The sequence below is a fragment of the Microbacterium phoenicis genome (assembly GCF_047302325.1).
GTDB lineage: Bacteria > Actinomycetota > Actinomycetes > Actinomycetales > Microbacteriaceae > Microbacterium.
In genome coordinates, this window is record NZ_CP154849.1 from 277,440 (window position 1) to 295,749 (window position 18,310).

13 protein-coding genes are annotated in these 18,310 nt (G+C 71.6%); 9 read left to right on the forward strand and 4 right to left on the reverse strand.

Annotated elements, in window-relative coordinates; genetic code table 11:
* Window positions 1-60: 60 nt before the first annotated feature.
* Both ABCU91_RS01355 and ABCU91_RS01360 read left to right on the forward strand, forming a co-directional pair.
* Window positions 61-3,282 (forward strand): DUF5107 domain-containing protein, encoded by a 3,222-nt coding sequence (locus ABCU91_RS01355; protein ID WP_413354485.1) that lies wholly within the window; start codon window positions 61-63, stop codon window positions 3,280-3,282.
* Window positions 3,279-4,583 carry a cellulase-like family protein gene (locus tag ABCU91_RS01360; protein ID WP_413354486.1) on the forward strand — a complete coding sequence of 435 codons (1,305 nt, stop codon included), beginning with the start codon at window positions 3,279-3,281 and terminating at the stop codon, window positions 4,581-4,583. Before ABCU91_RS01355 ends, ABCU91_RS01360 begins: the two co-directional genes overlap by 4 nt.
* Window positions 4,584-4,761: 178 nt before the next feature.
* Here ABCU91_RS01360 and ABCU91_RS01365 read toward each other — a convergent pair whose 3' ends face one another.
* Both ABCU91_RS01365 and ABCU91_RS01370 read right to left on the reverse strand, forming a co-directional pair.
* The gene (locus ABCU91_RS01365) at window positions 4,762-7,056 is read right to left on the reverse strand and encodes a rhamnogalacturonan lyase (RefSeq protein WP_413354487.1); all 2,295 of its coding nucleotides are present in this window, start codon (window positions 7,054-7,056) and stop codon (window positions 4,762-4,764) included.
* Between the two features lie 402 nt (window positions 7,057-7,458).
* Window positions 7,459-8,460 carry a LacI family DNA-binding transcriptional regulator gene (locus tag ABCU91_RS01370; protein WP_413354489.1) on the reverse strand — a complete coding sequence of 334 codons (1,002 nt, stop codon included), beginning with the start codon at window positions 8,458-8,460 and terminating at the stop codon, window positions 7,459-7,461.
* A 106-nt stretch (window positions 8,461-8,566) separates the two neighbouring features.
* Between ABCU91_RS01370 and ABCU91_RS01375 the strand changes: the two genes are divergently transcribed.
* Genes ABCU91_RS01375 through ABCU91_RS01395 form a run of 5 tightly spaced genes read left to right on the forward strand, consistent with a single transcriptional unit; the run spans window position 8,567 to window position 13,736 of the window.
* Entirely contained in the window at window positions 8,567-8,929 is a 363-nt protein-coding gene (locus tag ABCU91_RS01375) for an L-rhamnose mutarotase (protein ID WP_406923273.1), read from the forward strand.
* Window positions 8,926-10,092, forward strand: a complete 1,167-nt coding sequence (gene rhaI, locus ABCU91_RS01380; protein WP_413354490.1) for an L-rhamnose isomerase — start codon at window positions 8,926-8,928, stop codon at window positions 10,090-10,092. Before ABCU91_RS01375 ends, rhaI begins: the two co-directional genes overlap by 4 nt.
* 7 nt (window positions 10,093-10,099) lie before the next feature.
* Complete coding sequence (locus ABCU91_RS01385; protein WP_413354491.1) at window positions 10,100-10,957, forward strand: alpha/beta hydrolase; 858 nt, start codon at window positions 10,100-10,102, stop codon at window positions 10,955-10,957.
* Entirely contained in the window at window positions 10,954-12,372 is a 1,419-nt protein-coding gene (locus ABCU91_RS01390) for a rhamnulokinase (protein WP_413354492.1), read from the forward strand. Before ABCU91_RS01385 ends, ABCU91_RS01390 begins: the two co-directional genes overlap by 4 nt.
* A gap of 44 nt (window positions 12,373-12,416) precedes the next feature.
* A complete protein-coding gene (locus ABCU91_RS01395) occupies window positions 12,417-13,736 on the forward strand; it encodes an MATE family efflux transporter (protein WP_307463233.1) in 1,320 nt (439 codons plus the stop codon).
* Window positions 13,737-13,745: 9 nt separating this feature from the next.
* Here ABCU91_RS01395 and ABCU91_RS01400 read toward each other — a convergent pair whose 3' ends face one another.
* Entirely contained in the window at window positions 13,746-14,246 is a 501-nt protein-coding gene (locus ABCU91_RS01400; protein WP_413354493.1) for a hypothetical protein, read from the reverse strand.
* An 89-nt stretch (window positions 14,247-14,335) separates the two neighbouring features.
* Window positions 14,336-15,856 (reverse strand): CitMHS family transporter, encoded by a 1,521-nt coding sequence (locus ABCU91_RS01405; RefSeq protein ID WP_406923267.1) that lies wholly within the window; start codon window positions 15,854-15,856, stop codon window positions 14,336-14,338.
* A 169-nt stretch (window positions 15,857-16,025) separates the two neighbouring features.
* Here ABCU91_RS01405 and ABCU91_RS01410 point away from each other — a divergent pair, with 169 nt between their 5' ends.
* Together ABCU91_RS01410 and ABCU91_RS01415 are read left to right on the forward strand one after the other, a co-directional pair.
* Window positions 16,026-17,657, forward strand: a complete 1,632-nt coding sequence (locus tag ABCU91_RS01410; RefSeq protein ID WP_413354494.1) for an ATP-binding protein — start codon at window positions 16,026-16,028, stop codon at window positions 17,655-17,657.
* Entirely contained in the window at window positions 17,650-18,309 is a 660-nt protein-coding gene (locus ABCU91_RS01415; RefSeq protein ID WP_413354495.1) for a response regulator, read from the forward strand. The genes ABCU91_RS01410 and ABCU91_RS01415 overlap by 8 nt, the downstream gene beginning before the upstream one ends.
* The last annotated feature ends 1 nt before the right edge of the window (window position 18,310 follow it).

Sequence of the window (18,310 nt, forward strand, 5' to 3'; positions counted from 1 at the left end):
TCCATGTCGACCGCACGCGAACCCATGGCCCGAACTCGCCACCCCGCATAGATTCGCCCCATGCCCGACGCCGCGCCCAGCCGCATCCTGCTCCCCGACGCCCCCGCCGACCAGCAGGCGCTGCTCGACGTCGGCGGGGTCGCGTGCTGGTCCGAGGACGTCATCATCGACACGTACGAGCCCGGCGCCCCCGACCCGTACCCGGCGTTCCTCGACCGGCGCGTCTACCAGGGCTCGAGCGGGCGGGTCTATCCGCTGCCGATGATCGAGTCGATCTCGCACGAGAAGCGACCCCGCGCGTGGCGGGCGATCCACCTCGAGAACGCCTACGTCCGGCTGATGCTGCTGCCCGAGCTCGGCGGCCGCATCCACATCGGGTACGACAAGGTCGCCGGCTACGACTTCTTCTACCGGAACAACGTCATCAAACCGGCGCTCGTCGGCCTCGCCGGCCCGTGGATCTCGGGTGGCGTCGAATTCAACTGGCCGCAGCATCACCGACCGGCGACGTTCCTGCCCGTCGACAGCCGCATCGAGCGCGAGGACGACCGCGCGGCGGTCGTCTGGCACAGCGACCTCGACCCGCTGCAGCGGATGCGGGGCGTCCACGGCGTGCGGCTTCGCCCGGGGTCCTCCCTCATCGAGCTCGAGGTGCGCCTCCACAACCGCACCGACGTGCCGCAGACCTTCCTGTGGTGGGCGAACGTCGCCGCCCGGTCGCACGAGCGGTACCAGTCGTTCTTCCCCGACGACGTGAGCTACGTCGCCGATCATGCCCGCCGCGCGATCACCGCGTTCCCCCGCGCCGACCGGCTCTATTACGGCGTGGACTACCCCGCCCTCACGGCCGAGCGCCCCGACGCCGACCGCATCGACGTCTACAGCAACATCCCGGTTCCGACGTCGTACATGATCACCGACACCGACGACGGCTTCTTCGGCGGTTACGACCACGGCGTCGACGCCGGTTTCGTGCACTGGGCCGATCCGGCAATCTCGCCCGGCAAGAAGCAGTGGACGTGGGGCGACGGGCCGATCGGACGCGCGTGGGACGACCAGCTCACCGACACCGACGGCCCCTACGTCGAACTCATGGCCGGCGTCTACACCGACAACCAGCCCGACTTCGCCTGGCTCGTCCCCGGCGAGACGAAGACGTTCTCGCAGCACTGGTACCCGATCCACGCGATCGGACCGGTCCGGCAGGCGACGACGGATGCCGCGGTCTCGGTCACGACCGACGGCGGCCGGTCGCGCATCGGCGTGATCACGACGCGCGCGCACGAGGCGGCACACCTCGAGGTCGAGGTCGACAGCAGACGGGAGATGTTCCAGGTCGCCGTCGGACCCGACTCCCCCGCCGCTATCGAGGTCGCTGGGGGCGCAGTCGCGGTGGCGCTGGTCGCGGGCGACGCAACCCTCGTGCGATGGGTCCGGCGCGACACGGAGCCGATCGAGCCCTGGGTCGCGACGGCGCCCGAGCCGGCCGAGCGCATCGCGGGCATCGACGAGCTGCTGCTCGCCGCGACACATCTCGTGCAATACCGGCATCCCACCCGGTCGCCCCTCCCCTACCTCTACGAGGCGCTCCGGCGTGATCCGGACGACTCCCGCGCCCGCACGATGCTCGGTTCGTGGCACCTCGCACGAGCGGAGTACACCGCGGCGCGCGAACACCTCGAGGCCGCCGTCGCCCGCGAGACCCGCCGCAACCTCAACCCCCGCGACGGCGAGGCGCACTACTTGCTCGGGCTCGCGCTCGAGCGTCTCGGCGAGCGTGCCGACGCCGATCGCCGATTCGCGCGCGCGGCGTGGAACGCGGTGTGGGCGGCACCGGCATCCCTCGCCCGTGCCCGACTCGCGCTGGCGGACGGCAGGCCGTCGGACGCGCTCCGGCTCGCGGACGCCGCCGGGCCGATCGCCGAGGCCCGCCGCCTGCGTGTGCTCGCGCTGCGCCGGCTCGGCCGTGACGCGGGGGCGGCGCTCGATGCCCTGAGCGCGGCGGACCCGCTCGACCCGATCACCGCCTGCCTCAGCGGCTCCGCGCCGTCGGACCCGCGCGCCGCGCTCGACGCCGGCGCCGAGTTCGCCCGCGCCGGCGCGCTCGACGAGGCACTCGCCGCGACCGCACGCGAGGCGACCGGCGACGCCGGGTTCGGCAACCTCGAGCCGGTCCGGCTGATCCTGCGCGCAGCGTGGGCGGATGCCGCGGGTCGCCCCGACCTCGCCGCCACCGAGCGCGCCGCTGCCGACCTCCTCGACCTGGGCGGCGCCTTCCCCGCCGGACTCGACCAGCACGATGCCCTCGTCGCCGGCACCGCGGCCGGGTCCTCCGCTGCGGCAGGGATGCTCGGCGCCTGGCTGCTCGACGCGGGGCGCGACGACGACGCCCGCGCGGCACTCCAGCGCGCACGGGACCTGGGCTGCGACGACCCGGTCATGCTGCGCAACCTCGCCCTCGCGACGGTGCGCACCGGCGGCGACCCCGCCGAGGCGGCCGACCTCTACGAGACCGCGCTCGCCCGCCGCCCCGACCCGCGCCTCGTCCTCGAACGCGATCTGCTCGCGCAGCTGACGGGGACGGATGCCGCCGCCCGCCTCGCGCTCATGGAACGCCACCCCGCCGCGCTCGACGCCCGCGACGACCTCGCGGTCAGTCACGTCGGGCTCCTGCTCGACGTGGGCCGACTCGATGACGCGTGGCGGATCCTGACGACGCGCGTGTTCCGTCCGTTCGAGGGCGGCGAAGGCGTCGTGCTGGCCGCCTACGATCGCGCGGCGTGCCTGCTCGCGCGACGCGCCTGCGCCGAGGGCCGTGCGGACGCCGCCGTCGCCCTGCTCGAAGCGGGGATCGACGCTCCCGCGAATCTGGGCGAGGGGCGGCATCCCGCGGTCCCTCAGGCCGAACGACTCGTGGCCCTCGGCGACGCGCACCGCCTCGCCGGCGACGACGACGAGGCCCGCGCCGCCTGGGAGCGGGCCCGCGTGACGACGCCGCTCGCCGTGGCTCCACGACCGGCCGACGAGGGGACATTCTGGATCGGCGCCGCCCACACGCGCCTCGGCGAGACCTCCGCGGCGGAGGCGATCTGGGATGCGCTCGACGCGCGTGCCGCGCAGATCGAGGCCGCACCCGACGAGGTCGACTACTTCGCCACCTCGTTACCGGAGCTGCTCGTGTTCGATCTCGACACCCCCGACCGGCGTCGGACGCAGGCCGCCGCGCTGCGCGACCTGGCAGCCGACGGTCGCACCATCGCGAACGAGAGGATGAACGCATGACCGATCGCTACCTGGGGTCGGGCAACCTCCCCGAAACCCCGCACGGGCCGACAGGCCCCGTTCCCGCACACCTCCCCGACCGTCTCGCGATCACGCTGTGGGACTTCTCCTGGTACACCCGCGCCGGTGAGGGCGACGTGTACGCCGACCTCGATGCCGCGTGCGCCGACGCCGCGTCGCTGGGCTACAACGCCATCCGGATCTGCGCGGCGCCGCTGCTGCTGTTCGGCGACCTCGGCCTCGACGACCTCGCGCGTGACCTGCAGATCGACGGGCTCGGAGCCGCGGCATCCGGTGGGTATTACGGGCAGCGCACGCGCTGGTACGACACCCCCGGCGGGTACACGATCGACGTGCGGGCCCACCTCGCCGCGCTGCTCGCCGCCGCGCGGCGGCACGGCCTCGTGCTGATCCTGTCGAGTTGGGAGTACCAGCAGTCCTGCGCGTTCGCCGCGTCGCCCCGGTGGTTCGAGGCCGTCGACGCCGTGCCGCTCGAGGACCGCTACCGGGTGCTCGCGGACGCGTGGGACCGGATGCTCGCGTGGATCGACGAGCAGGGCGGCCGTGACCTCGTCGCCCTCGTCGAGATCCACAACGAGGTCGACTACTCGATCCTCCCGGCGGTGACCGACGGCGGAGCGACCGCGCTGGAAGAGCTGCAGCAGCGGCATCCCGACCTGATCGTGACGGCGAGCATCGGCAAGCCGCCGCACCTGGCGATGCACCAACTGCCCGCCACCCTCTCGGCCGCACAGTGCCACGTCTACAGCTACGGCGTGCTCGACGCCCTCCAGAAGCGCATCGACATCCGCTCCGAGGGGAGCGGCGACTTCCCGAACACCGAACTGCGCTCCCTGCTGCGCGCCGATGCGCCCTCCTTCGCGGAGTACGGCCGGCCCGCCGAATGGAAGCTGCGCGCCACGGTCGTCACCGACCAGATGATCTACGGCTACGACTGGGTGGATGCCGCGGCCTGGGACGCGTGGCTCGACGCCGAGTACCCGCGCTACGCCGAGGTGATGCACCGCGAGATCGAATCCCGAGTCATCGCGATCGCCGAATGGGCGCGCTGGCGGGGTGTGCCCGCGGTGATCGGCGAGGGCTGGGTCGGCTACACGCCGTTGCACGGAGGGTTCGAGGAGTCCGAGACCGGGCGCGAGCTGGCGGAACACGGCATCCGGGCCGCCCTCGACCGCGGGGTGTGGGGCGTCGTCCTGTGCTCGAACGCCGCCCCGCACCACCCGATGTGGCAGCTGCGCGAGTGGCAGCAGCGCGTGAACGCGCTCGTCCGCTCGCGCTGACCCGCCGCGGGCCCCCGCCCTCCGTCCGGATCATGTTCTCTCGCCGAGACGACACGTCGTGCGCGCGCACGGTGTGTGATCTCGGCGAGAGAACATGATGTCGTCAACTGCATTCGGGGTGCGAACACGAAGAAGGGGGCGGATGCCACCGGCATCCGCCCCCTCTCACGTCACCCGATCAGCGCAGCGGCACGTCCGCGAAGGACATGTCGGACGCCAGGTAGAAGTCCGTGTACGCGGGCTGGTTGTACGTCGTCTGCTGACGCGCGATCTCGGCCCGGTACTGCGGGTCGTGCATGAGCGTGTAGAGCTTGTGCTCCGTCGGCTCGGTCGAGACGTAGATGCGCAGCGCGGACGAGTCGGCCGTCCGCACGAGCAGCTCCTCGCGCCAGTCGCCCAGCACATCGGCGACGAGCGACGGGTTGCCCTTCGTGCCGTTGTTCGTGAGGGTGCCGGATGCCGTGAGCATCGTCCCGCGCGTCCAGTCGTCGATCGTGGGGGTCACGGTCTGCGCGCCGTTCACGATCTGCGTCGTGAGATCGCCGGCCCACCGGATCGACATGTTCGTGCCGGGGTTGGTGGGCTGCAGGGTGTCGCCGTCGGCGGAGAGGAGGCCGGAGGCATCCGTTCCCGCCGGCATGCTCGACCAGACCTCGACGCCGTCGACGTCGGGGCGGACGTCGCCCACCATGCCGCGGCCGGTGTCACGGCCCGAGTAGGCACCGAAGAGCACCTCGCCCGTCGCGGCATCCCGCATCGCCGTGCCGTACGGGGCGTACGCGCCGCCCTCGTGGACGGTGAAGATCTCCTTGCCGGGGCGGTTCGGGTCGAAGTCGCCGACGTGCATCGCGTCACCGTGACCGAGACGCACGTTCTCGCCGGGCGTCGCGCTGCCCTCGGGCATCGTGTCGAACGACGAGTACAGCAGGCTGCCGTCGTCATCAAGCGTCGCCGAGCCGTAGACGATCTCCTGCTTGCCGTCACCGTCGACGTCCGCCGCGCTCAGGCTGTGGAAGCCCTGCGTCGTGAGCGTGCCGTACTCGGGATCGGTGCCGTCGCGCCCATGCGGCCCGTCGTTGAACGGGTTCGTCAGCGGGACGTGCCCGCTGTCGACGAACCAGCGCTTGGTCAGGTGCTTGCCGTTCCAGTCGTACGTCGCGACGGTCGAGCGGGTGTAGTAGCCGCGGGCGAAGACCGCCGACGGACGCTTTCCGTCGAGGTAGGCGACGCCCGAGAGGAAGCGGTCGACGCGGTTGCCCGGCTCGATGCGCGACATCGCGTAATCGCCCCAGAGCAGGCCGTCGTCACCGCGGCCCGGCTCGTAGCGGACCGTCTCGAGCTCCTTGCCGGTCTTGCCCTCGAACACCGTGAGGTACTCGGGTCCGTCGACGATGAAGCCCTCGAAATTCCGCAGCACGTTGCGCGCGGAACGCGAGGGGGCGTAGACGTCGATGAAATAGTCGACGAGCTCCTCGGCGTCGGCGCGCGACAGCGGGTAGTCGTGCGTCGGCTCGGTGCCGAGCGCTTCTTCGATCGTCGCGGGCCACTGGCCCGACACGACCTCGTCGCGCTCCGACCAGCCCTGGAAGACGTCGGCGAGGTGGGAGGCGTAGTCCTCGGCGCTCAGCCGGTAGTCGTCGGAGTGCGAGTAGCCGGCCTTGCGGTCGGCCTTCGGCATCGTGACGAACTCGGCCTTCTTGGCCTTGCCCTTCTTGTACTCCGTGCTCTTCGTGCCGGGCGCCGTCTTCATCATGATCTCGGCCTTGCCGTTGCCGTCGAAGTCGTAGACGAGGAACTGCGTGTAGTGCGCGCCGGCGCGGATGTTCACACCCAGGTCGATGCGGTTGAGCAGCGTGCCGTCGAGTTCGTACGTGTCGATGTAGACCGGGCCGGTGTAGCCGACCTGCGAGACGTCCTTCGAGTTCGACGGGTCCCACTTCACGACGTACTCGTACGCGCCGTCACCGTCCACGTCGCCGACGGACACGTCGTTCGCCGAATAGGTGTACGCCTCGCCCGCGGGAGTGACTCCGTCGGCGGGCTTCGTGAGCGGGATGTCGAGGAACGGCGACCCCTGCACCGTCACCTTCTCGGACGGCTTGCCCTCGCGCTTGCCCTGCAGCGGCGAGACGGTGTACTTCGAGCGGTCGGTGCCGTCGGGGTCGACGTACGTCGTGGAGTCGGTGACGGTCGCGATGCGCTTGCCCTCGCGCTTCACGACGAAGTCGGTGCCGGTGAGGCCGGTGGCCGAAGTCCCCGTCGCCTCGCTCTTGAAGAGGCGCCACGTGAGGTGGATGCCGTCCTCGCCCGGCAGGGCGACGAGGCCCCGATCGAGCTTCTCGAGCTGCGGCGACGCGGCCGGCTTCGGCTTCCCGGGGCCGTGCCCCGGATGCGCCATCGCGGCCTGCGCCGGGACGATGAGCGCCGCTGCGGCGAGCGCGGCGACGACGGATGTGCGGACGGGTCTTCTCATGCTGTTCACCCTTGAACTCGATATGGAATGCGTTTTCCCCAGTCGTCCGCCGAGCCTAGGCGCGGTGTTGAATCGTGTCAATGGATGCCGGCATCCGGTCCCCCTCTTCCGTGTCCGCATCATGTCCTCTCGCCGAGCGCACACGTCCTGCGCGCGCACAGCATGTGGTTTCGGCGAGAGGACATGATGTGAACAGCCCCGGCGGCGCAGAACCGCCGCGCGTCAGCCTCGGGTCCAGGCGCGGACGACGAGCTCGGGCTCCAGCCCACCCGTCCCGCGGCCCGCGCGGCACGAACCGCGGAGATCCGGGCGACACGCCAACGAATCCCGCCCGGCGCACCGGCGTCGCCGCCGGATCTCCGCGGACAGTGCCGAGCCCCGCCGGCGCGAAACCGTCGCGCGTCAGCCCCCGGTCGAAGCCCGGACGACGAGCTCGGGGCGGAAGCGGATGCGCTGCGGTGCGGCATCCGGGTCCGACAGCGTGGCGAACAGCGCGTCGACAGCGGCGGCGCCGATCTCGCGCGCGGGCTGGCGGATCGAGCTGAGCGGCACGACCGTCGACTGCGCGAAGTCGATGTCGTCGTAGCCGATGAGCGCGAGGTCCTCGGGGACGCGCAGCGACCCGAGGATACCGGCGCCCTGCAGCACCCCGACGGCCAGCAGGTCGTTCGCGCAGAACACGCCGTCGGGCCGCTCCCCCGCCTCGCGCCGAGCGAGATCCTCGCCGACGAGACGCCCCGCGAGCACCGTGAGCTCGTCGGTCGAGGCGACCTCGAGGGTCGCGTCCGGCACCTTGGCGAGCGCGCGCCGCGCACCGTCGAGGCGGTCCGCCACCTGGCGGACGGATGCCGGGCCCCCGGCGAACAGGATGCGGCGACGTCCCTGCTGCAACAGGTGCTGCACGGCGAGGTATCCGCCTTCGACGTCGTCGACGGCCACGGACGGGAGGTCTCCGTCGGCCTCCGCGTCGACGAGCACGATCGGCACGCCGGCGGTCTCGAGCGTCTCGGCCCGCGCCTCGTCGAGGGCGAGCGGGGTCAGCAGGACGCCGTTGACCCGCTGCTCGCGGAAGAGGTCGAGGTATGCGTTCTCGCGCACGGCCTCCTGGCCGCTGCTGCCGAGGAGGACCGTCACGCCGTGCTCGGCGGCGCGCTCCTCGGCGCCGCGGGCGACCTCGGCGAAGAACGGGTTGGCCGAGTCGAGGACGACGAGTCCGACGGTCCGGCTCCGTCCCGCGCGGAGCTGACGCGCCGCATCGTTGCGGACGAAGCCGAGCTCGGCGATGGCCGCGTGCACGCGTTCCACCGTCGCCGGAGAGACCTTCTCGGGCCGGTTGAGGACGTTCGACACTGTCCCCACCGACACCCCCGCCGCGCGAGCGACGTCCTTCACACTGACTGCCACGTGACCTGCCTTGACGAATGCTTCGGACCCACGTTACTGTTCAAGATCTTGAATCGTTTCACGAGACGCTTCCCTGATTCTCGACCCGGCTTCACGAAGGAGTGACATGATCCGCGTCGCCTTCCAGCTCCAGATCGACCCTGCCCTCATCGACGAGTACGTCGCGCGCCACACCCCCGTCTGGCCCGAGATGCTCGCCGAGATCGCGGCAGCCGGTCGGCGCAACTACTCGCTCTTCCTCGGCGACGGCGGCCGCCTCTTCGGCTACTACGAGGTCGACGACGACACCGCGGCGCAGGCCTACCTCGCCGCCTCCCCCATCGCCGCGCGATGGGAGGCCGAGATGTCCCGCTTCTTCGTCGGACTCGACGGACGCCCCGACCAGGCCGCGACGCCGCTGGCCGAAGTCTTCAACCTGCACGACCAGCTGGCGACAGCCGCCGCATCCTCAGAAAGCGATCCCTCATGACCACGCTGTCCTCCGACATCCTCACCCAGCTCGAGGGGCAGGCCATCGAGCTCCCCAGCTGGGCGTTCGGCAACTCCGGCACCCGGTTCCGCGTCTTCGCGACAGCCGGCACCCCGCGGGATCCGTTCGAGAAGATCGCGGATGCCGCAGAGGTCAACCGTTACACGGCACTGGCTCCCACCGTCGCGCTGCACATCCCGTGGGACAAGGTCGACGACTACGCCGCCCTGCGCCGCCACGCCGAGGACCTCGGCGTGCAGCTCGGCACCGTCAACTCGAACACGTTCCAGGACGAGGACTACAAGTTCGGGGCGCTGACGCACCACGACGAGGGCATCCGCCGCAAGGCGATCGACCACCACCTCGAGTGCATCGACATCATGCACGAGACGGGCTCGCGCGACCTCAAGATCTGGCTCGCCGAGGGGTCGAACTACCCCGGCCAGAACGACATGCGCGGCCGCCAGGACCGCCTGCAGGACTCGCTCCAGCAGATCTACGCCCGCCTCGGCGACGCTCAGCGCCTCGTGCTGGAGTACAAGTTCTTCGAGCCGTCGTTCTACCACACCGACGTCCCCGACTGGGGAACCTCCTACGCCCAGGTCGCCGCCCTCGGCGAGAAGGCGATGGTCTGCCTCGACACCGGTCACCACGCGCCGGGCACCAACATCGAGTTCATCGTCATGCAGCTGCTGCGCCTCGGAAAGCTCGGCTCCTTCGACTTCAACTCGCGCTTCTACGCCGACGACGACCTCATCGTGGGTTCCGCCGACCCGTTCCAGCTGTTCCGCATCCTCGCCGAGGTCGTCCGCGGCGGCGGTCTGAACAACCCCGACGTCGCCTTCATGCTCGACCAGTGCCACAACATCGAGGACAAGATCCCCGGCCAAATCCGCTCGGTGCTGAACGTGCAGGAGATGACGGCGCGGGCGCTGCTCATCGACCGGCACGCGCTGGATGCCGCGCAGCAGGCCAACGACGTGCTCGGCGCCAACGGCATCCTCATGGACGCCTTCTACACCGACGTCCGTCCCGCTCTGGCCGAGTGGCGCGAGTCGCGCGGCCTCGCCGCCGACCCGATGGCCGCGTACGCGGCATCCGGTCACCTGCAGAAGATCGCCGACGAGCGCGTCGGCGGCACGCAGGCCGGCTGGGGTGCATGATCGACCGATGAGGGAGATCCCCACCCCTTACGGCGCCGCCGGCGGCCTCGTCCGCGTCTACCCCGCGCGGGTCCTCGACCGCCCGACCCCGGGTCTCGTGTGGCTTCACGGCGGCGGGTTCGCCGCAGGGGACATCGACATGCCCGAGGCCGATCACGTCGCACGGACGCTGGCGGATGCCGGGACCACGGTCCTCTCCGTCGACTACCGGCTGGCGCCCCTGCCCGACGGGTGGGAGGCTCCCGCGACGGAGCCCGGCCGCGAACGCGCGGGGTTCCCCGCGGCATCCGACGACACGCTAGCGGTGTGGGACTGGCTGCTCGCCGAGGCCGCGACGCTCGGGGTCGATCCGGCGCGCCTCGCGATCGGCGGAGCGAGTGCCGGTGCGAACATCGCGACCGGAGCCGTCCTGCGCCTCATCCAGAACGACCGGCACCTGCCGACGCTCGTGCTGCTCGCCTACCCGACGCTGCTGGCCGAGCAGCCGGCACCCGGGGGCGAGCTCCGCGCCGCGCTCGACGCCCGGCCCGACGCCGACCGGTTCGGTCCGGATGCCGTCCGCGGCATGTACGAGAACTACCTCGGCGGGTCGGCCGTTGACGCGCCTCTCGCCGCGATCCCCGGTCTCGCGACGCACGAGGACCTCGCCGAGTTCCCGCCGACGCTCATCGTCGCGGGCGACGTCGACGAGCTCCGGGTCTCGAGCGAGCACTTCGCCCGGACTCTGACGTCCGCCGGTCGCGACGTGGAGCACGTCATCGAGCCGGGGACCGACCACGGCCACCTCAACCGCCCCGACGAGGGGGATGCCGCCTCCCTCACGCTGGCCCGCTTCGCCGCGCGCCTGGCCGGCCTTACGCCGTGAGCGCGCGAGGAACCGTCGCCGCCGTCGACCTCGGTGCGACGAGCGGCCGGGTCATCGTCGGTCACGTCGGCTCCGACACGCTCGAGACCACCACGGTCGCGCGCTTCGCGAACGATCCGGTGCGGGTCGCCGACGGCCTGCACTGGAACATCCTGGGCCTCTACGGCTCCGTGCTCGACGGCCTCCGCGAGGCATCGCGGAGCGGCGACATCGCGAGCATCGGAGTGGACTCGTGGGCCGTCGACTACGGCCTGGTCGCCCGCTCGCGCCTGCTCGGCGAGCCGTTCCACTACCGTGACGAGCGCACCGCTCGCGGCGTCGATGCCGTCCACGCGACGCACCCGCACGACGAGCTGTTCGCCCGCAACGGCCTGCAGTTCCTGCCGTTCAACACGCTCTACCAGCTCGCCGCCGAGGACCGCTCCGTGCTGCGCCTCGCCGAGCACGCGCTGCTCGTCCCCGACCTCATCGGGTTCTGGCTCACAGGCCAGGCACGCGCTGAACGGACGAACGCGTCGACGACGGGCCTGCTCCGAGCCGACACGGGCGACTGGGATGCCGACCTCACGGCCGCCCTGGGTCTGCCGCAGCACCTGCTGGCACCGCTCATCGCGCCGGGTGAGCCCCTCGGACACCTCACCGACGAGGTCGCCGCGAGCATCGGCGCGCCCCAGACGACGGTGACCGCCGTCGGGTCGCACGACACGGCATCCGCCGTCGTCGCCGTCCCGATGGCCTCCGGCGACGCGGCGTACATCTCGTGCGGCACGTGGGGGCTCGTGGGGGTCGAGGCCGAGCGCCCGGTCCTCACCGACAGCGCCCGCGAGGCGGGGTTCACGAACGAAGGCGGCGTCGACGGGCGCACCCGGTTGCTCCGCAACGTCATGGGCCTGTGGATCCTCAGCGAGACCGTCCGCGGATGGCAGCGCGAGGGCCACGAGATCGAGCTCACCGAACTGCTGGCCGCCGCGGCCGGCGTGCCGGCGACGGCCTCGATCTTCGACGTCGACGACGCGCGCTTCCTGCCCCCGGGCGACATGCCCGCGCGCATCGCCGCGTGGTGCGAGGAGCACGGCGTCAGGGCGCCGCAGACTCAGGCCGAGATCGCCCGCAGCATCATCGAGTCACTCGCGCAGGCCTTCGCCGACACCGCGCACGAGGCCGGCCGCATCGGCGGGGTCGACGTGCGCGTCATCCACATCGTCGGCGGCGGCTCGCTCAACGAGTTGCTGTGTCAACGAACCGCCGACCGGGCGGGCGTCCCGGTGCTCGCAGGCCCGGTCGAGGCGACCGCGCTCGGCAACATCCTCGTGCAGGCGCGGGCCGCGGGTCTGGTGACCGGCTCGCTCGAGGCGCTGCGGGACCTCGTCGCCCGGACCCACGAGCCCCGACGGTACGAGCCGGCCGCGGGCTGACCGCACGGCGGGCCGGGTCCCCGGTCACCCCTAGGCTGAAAATCATGCCCGCGCCGACTTTGAACCGCGAGATCCTGCGCCTCGCCGTGCCGGCGCTCGGTGCCCTGATCGCCGAGCCGATGTTCCTCATCGTGGATGCCGCCCTGATCGGCCACCTCGGCGTCGTCCCGCTCGCGGGCCTCGGCATCGCGGGGGCGATCCTCCAGACGATCGTCGGCCTCATGGTCTTCCTCGCCTATTCGACGACGCCCGCCGTCGCCCGACGGTTCGGAGCGGGCGACAGCAAGAGCGCCGTCAGCGTCGGCATCGACGGCCTCTGGCTCGCCCTCGGCCTCGGCGCCCTGCTCGCACTCTTCGGAACCCTCGCGACGCCGTGGCTCGTCGACCTCTTCGGCCCAAGCCGCGACGTCGCCGAGCAGGCCGTCACCTACCTCGCGATGTCGATGTGGGGACTGCCCGCCATGCTCATCGTGTTCGCCGCCACCGGCCTTCTGCGCGGCATGCAGGACACGGTGACACCGCTCTGGATCGCGGGCCTCGGCTTCGGTGCGAACGCCTTGCTCAACTGGCTGTTCATCTACGGCTTCGGGTGGGGCATCGCGGGGTCCGCCGCCGGCACCGTCGCCGCGCAGTGGGGCATGGTCGCGGCCTACGTCGTCGTCATCGGACGGCTCGCACGGCGGCACGCGGCATCCGTCCTCCCCCAGCGCGACGGCGTGCGCGGATCTGCGCGCTCGGGCGGCTGGCTGTTCCTCCGGACCGTGTCGCTGCGCGCCGCGTTCCTCGCCACGGTCGCGGTCGCAACGGGTCTCGGCACCGCGGAGCTCGCCGGATGGCAGGTCGCGTTCACGATCTTCTCCACGGCGGCATTCGCGCTCGACGCCCTGGCGATCGCCGCCCAGGCGCTGATCGGGCGCGGGCTCGGTGCCCAGGACGAGCCGTTCGTGCGCCGTGTGCTCGGCCGGACTGTCGCATGGGGCGCGTGGTTCGGCGTCATCGTGGGCGTCCTCATCGCCGCGCTCTCGGGGGTGATCGGACTCGCCTTCACCGGTGACCCCGACCTCGCGGCCCTGATCGTGCCCGCCCTCCTCGTGCTCGCGATCGCGCAACCGGTGTGCGGAGTCGTCTTCGTCCTCGACGGCGTGCTCATGGGCGCCGGCGACGCCAAGTACCTCGCGATCGCGGGCGGCCTCAACCTGGTGCCGTACATCCCGGCGCTCGCGGTCGTCGCGGCGCTGCACCCGGGCGGATCGGGCGGGCTCGCCTGGCTCGCCGCATGCTTCTTCGGCGTCTACATGCTCGCGCGCCTCGGCACCCTGGGGTGGCGAGTGCGCCGCTCGGAGTGGATGACCGCCACGGTCTGAGACCCGGCGTCAGCCGAGGACGGCGAACCCCAGCGAGTCATCGACAACCGAACCTTCTGCGAGGGGGAACGGCGGCACCACGAAGAGCGCGCCATCCGGCCCAGTACTCGGGTATCCGTGCAGCCAGAGCCACGCCTGACCGACGACGACGGTCGCGGCGGCGATGATGACGATGGCGGTGACCGCTCGCGACAGGATGCGCGCACTCTCTTGCGCCGACCGCGCCACCCGCAGCACCCGTGAGATCGAGAACACGAGGACGAGCGCGAGCGCCAAGAGGACGAGCGGGCTCGGTTCGAGATGCAGGATCGCGCAGAACTCCTCCGGCGCGCCGGCCGGGGCGAGTCCGCCCCACCATCCGTACGGGACCGGCGTGCACACCCGCCGGGTCGTGCTCGACGCGGTCCACACGACCGCACCGGCGACGGCCGTCAGGACGACCGCGCCCAGGACGTCGCGGACGACCTGGGCGCCGGCGAGCGGCGAGCGCTCGGCAACTCGCAGTGACATGTCTCCCCCACATCGTGCGCGCCCCCAGAGCGCGCACGTTCACCGTAGCGGCATCCACCTCTCCGGGAACGCGGGGACACCGCCCGACCTCAGGCCATCAGCGGGATCGACCCGACGAGGACGCCCACCGCGAGCATGACGAGCGAGACGACGACCGCGCGCCACAGGACCTTCTTGTGGTGATCGCCAAGGTTGACGCCGGCGAGGGAGACGAGCAGCAGGATGGCGGGGACGAGCGGGCTCTGCAGGTGCACCGGCTGCCCCGTGATCGAGGCGCGCGCCATCTCGACGGGGTCGATGCCGTAGGTCGTCGCGCTCTCGGCGAGGATCGGCAGGATCCCGAAGTAGAACGCGTCGTTGGACATGAAGAACGTGAACGGGATCGAGAGGATGCCGGTGATCACGGCCATGAACGGTCCGAGCGACGGCGGAATGACCTGCGTGACCCAGCTCGCCATCGCGGTGACCATGCCGGTGCCGTTCAGCACGCCGACCAGGACGCCCGCGGCGAGGACCATCGACACGACGCCGACGATGCTGGGGGCGTGGGCGACGATCTCGTCGGCCTGCGTCTTGAGGCGGGGGAAGTTCACGAGGAGGGCGATAGCCGCACCGACCATGAAGACGTACGCCAGCGGGTAGATGTCGAGCACGAGCATCACCATGACGGCGAGGGTCAGCGCGAGGTTGAACCAGATGAGCTTGGGGCGCAGGCTCGCACGGTTCGGGTCGAGCAGGGTGTCGGCCATCGCGGTGTCGGCCGTGTCCACGAGCTTCGCGGCGTCGACCGCCGTACGGGCGCCGCGGACCGTGACGATGTTGCCGGTGCGCAGGTGCGCGAGCGCGCCCGGCTTGTTCTCCGCGCCGCGGAACAGCCGCGGAGCGCCGAGGCGCCCGTCGCCGCTAGCGCCCTCGAGGCGCGACGTGTCGACCGAGCCGGCGAGACGGCGACGCTCGGAGAGCCCCAGGAACCAGGCGAACAGCAGCGAGATGACGAGGCCGGTGGCGAGCGAGGGGAGCATCGGCACGAAGATGTCGGTCGGCTGCAGGCCGAGCGCCGAAGCGGCGCGCACCGTCGGGCCGCCCCACGGCACGATGTTGAGCGTGCCGTTCATGAGGCCGGCGACACAGGTGAGGACGACCGGGCTCATCCCGAGCCGCAAGTAGATCGGCAGCATCGCGGACGTTGTGATGATGAACGTCGTCGAACCGTCGCCGTCGAGCGAGACCGCGCCGGCGAGGATCGCCGTGCCGAGCACGACCTTGGCGGGGTCGTCGCCGAGCAGGCGCGTGATGAGGCGGATCAGCGGGTCGAACAGGCCGACGTCGATCATGATGCCGAAGTACATGATCGCGAACATGAGGAGCGCCGCCGTGGGTGCTAGATCGCCGATCGCGTCGATGACCATATCGCCGAGACCCAGGCCAGCGCCGGCGAAGAGGCCGAAGATCGTCGGCACGGTGATGAGCGCGACCATGGGGGTGAGGCGCCTCGTCATGATCAATGCCATGAAGGTCAGCACCATCACGAAGCCGAGGATGACCAGGACGGTGTCCGGCGGGGTGAACGCCACCGGGTACTCGGCTGCGGCGGTCTGCACGATGCTCATCGCGACTCCTTCGTCGTGAAGCGGCGCCACGGACACGGCACCTCGTCTCGAGAGAGTAGGGACCTGCGAAGGCCGTGCGCGCGCTAAGGCGCATTCCGCGTCGTTGTGCGCGTAACGTGGCTTTCGCTCGTTGTGCGCACCAGGAGGGCGGATGCGATTCGGAAGCCGGATGTTGGTCCTCCAGCTCGTCACGCAGGTGTGCGTCGTGGCGGCGTGCGCCGGTGTCTTCCTGTTCCTGGGTGTCCAGCAGCTCCGTGCAGAAGCCGAATCGTCTGCACTCAACATCGCCCGGAGCGTCGCGACGACGCCCGACGTCCGAGAGCTGGTGGCCGACTATTCCGCTGACCCCGGCACCCCGGGTGCGGCGGCTCTGCAGGACGGCCCTCTCCAGACGTACGCCGCCGCGGTGACCTCCCGCACCGACGTGCTGTTCGTCGTGATCACCGACGATCACGGCATCCGTCTCGCCCACCCCGACCCCGACCGACTCGGCGAGGTCGTGAGCACGAGCTTCGACGAGGCCCTCGCTGGTCGCGAGGTCGTGACGTGGGAGTCGGGCACGCTCGGCGAGTCGGCCCGGGCAAAGGTGCCGGTCTACGCCCCCGGGGCCGCGGACCGTCCCGTCGGCGAGGTGAGCGTCGGGTTCGAGCGCGCCAGCGTCTTCGGCGATCTCCCCGCTCTCCTCACCGGGATCGCCGTCGCCGTCCTGATCGCCCTCGTGCTGGGCGCGGTCGCCGCACTGCTGATGCGCCGGCGACTCGAGCGGGTGACGCTCGGCCTGCAGCCCGAGGAGCTGGCAGCCCTCGTGCAGACGCAGACCGCCGTCTTCGAGAGCGCCGACGAAGGAGTGGTCGCGGTGGATCCGGACGGGGTCGTGCGCGTGTGGAGCGATGCGGCCACACGGATGCTGGGGGTACGGGTCGAGCCGGGATCGGCGCTTACCGACGCACCCGTCGACCGGGCCGCGCGCGAGGCTCTGGCGACCGGAGCGCCTTCGGGCATCGCGGTCGGCGATCGCATCATCTACATCGACGTCCGTCCGGTGCGCCGCGGGTCCCGCGCGCTCGGAACGGCCGCCATCCTCCGCGACCGCACCGACCTGCTCGCGCTGACCGAACGCCTCGACGGCGTACGCACGCTGACCGACGCGCTGCGCGCCCAGCGTCACGAATTCGCCAATCGGCTGCATGCGGCATCCGGTCTTCTCGACGCCGGCCGCGGCGACGAGGCCCGCGATTTCCTGCGCGAGGTGTCGGGCCGCGGCGCCGTCGACCCGCGCGTCGCGGGACTGGATGCCGTGACGGACCCGGTCCTGCAGTCGTTCCTCGGTGCGATGGCCGAGAGCGCGCGCGAACGCGGCGTCGAGCTGCTGGTGGGCGACGAGACGTTGCTGCGCAGCACGCTGCGCGAGGTGGAGGACAGCCTGGCGGTGCTCGGGAACCTCGTCGGGAACGCGGTGACGGCCGCGGCATCCATTCCCGAGGGCCCGTCATGGGTGGAGGTCACGCTCCTCGACGCGGTGGAGGAGGACGGGCTCGTCGTGACGGTGGCCGACTCGGGGGCGGGCATCGCGGACCCCGGCGACGTATTCGCGGCGCGCACGAGATCCGACACCGACACGGCGGTGCACGGGCACGGCATCGGCCTGCCCCTGTCGCGTGAGATCGCGCGACGTCGCGGCGGCGAGGTCTGGATCATCGATGCGGGCGGCGAGGGGAACGGCGCGGTGTTCGGGGCGCGGCTGCCGGGAGTGATGGGGCCGGCCGGCCCCGGGGAGAGCGAGGAGGGCGAGGATGACTGACATCCGCGTGCTGATCATCGACGACGACTTCCGCGTCGCCGGTGTGCACCGCGACATCGTGACGGGGGTGCGCGGATTCGCGACGCTCGAGCCGGTGCGCACCGCAGCCGACGCGCTGGCGGCGGTGCGGGCCGAGGCGCCCGACCTGATCCTGGCCGACGTCTACCTGCCCGATGGCAACGGCATCGAGGTGGTGCGCGCCTGCGGCGTCGATGCGTTCGTTCTGAGCGCGGCGACGGATGCGCGGACCGTCCGCCGGGCGTTCCGCGCCGGCGCCCTCGCCTACCTCGTGAAGCCGTTCGAGGCGCGGACCCTCGCCGACCGGCTCGACCGCTACGCGCGCTACCGCAACCTGCTATCCGATACCGCTCCGCTGACGCAGGAGCAGATCGACCGCGCCGCGACGGCGCTGCGCGGGGCGCCCGAACAGGCGTCGCTGTCGCGGTCGGCGACCGAGCGGACCATCCTCGGCGCCCTCGCCGACGGCGAGGCGTCCGCAAGCGAGGTCGCCGATCGGAGCGGCATCTCGCGCGCGACGGCGCAGCGCCACCTGACGGCGCTCGCCTCGCGGGGGCTCGTCGAGATCAGTCTGCGCTACGGCACGACCGGCCGCCCCGAGCACCGCTTCCGCCTCGCGGAGGGGGCGGGATGAG

What these genes read in the sequence shown, in the direction of transcription:
- ABCU91_RS01395 (WP_307463233.1), top strand. Translation starts at nt 12,417, where the DNA reads ATGCCCGCGCCGACTTTGAACCGCGAGATCCTGCGCCTCGCCGTGCCG.
- ABCU91_RS01355 (WP_413354485.1), top strand. Translation starts at nt 61, where the DNA reads ATGCCCGACGCCGCGCCCAGCCGCATCCTGCTCCCCGACGCCCCCGCC.
- ABCU91_RS01415 (WP_413354495.1), top strand. Translation starts at nt 17,650, where the DNA reads ATGACTGACATCCGCGTGCTGATCATCGACGACGACTTCCGCGTCGCC.
- ABCU91_RS01405 (WP_406923267.1), bottom strand. Translation starts at nt 15,856, where the DNA reads ATGAGCATCGTGCAGACCGCCGCAGCCGAGTACCCGGTGGCGTTCACC.
- ABCU91_RS01360 (WP_413354486.1), top strand. Translation starts at nt 3,279, where the DNA reads ATGACCGATCGCTACCTGGGGTCGGGCAACCTCCCCGAAACCCCGCAC.
- rhaI (WP_413354490.1), top strand. Translation starts at nt 8,926, where the DNA reads ATGACCACGCTGTCCTCCGACATCCTCACCCAGCTCGAGGGGCAGGCC.
- ABCU91_RS01385 (WP_413354491.1), top strand. Translation starts at nt 10,100, where the DNA reads ATGAGGGAGATCCCCACCCCTTACGGCGCCGCCGGCGGCCTCGTCCGC.
- ABCU91_RS01400 (WP_413354493.1), bottom strand. Translation starts at nt 14,246, where the DNA reads ATGTCACTGCGAGTTGCCGAGCGCTCGCCGCTCGCCGGCGCCCAGGTC.
- ABCU91_RS01410 (WP_413354494.1), top strand. Translation starts at nt 16,026, where the DNA reads ATGTTGGTCCTCCAGCTCGTCACGCAGGTGTGCGTCGTGGCGGCGTGC.
- ABCU91_RS01375 (WP_406923273.1), top strand. Translation starts at nt 8,567, where the DNA reads ATGATCCGCGTCGCCTTCCAGCTCCAGATCGACCCTGCCCTCATCGAC.
- ABCU91_RS01365 (WP_413354487.1), bottom strand. Translation starts at nt 7,056, where the DNA reads ATGAGAAGACCCGTCCGCACATCCGTCGTCGCCGCGCTCGCCGCAGCG.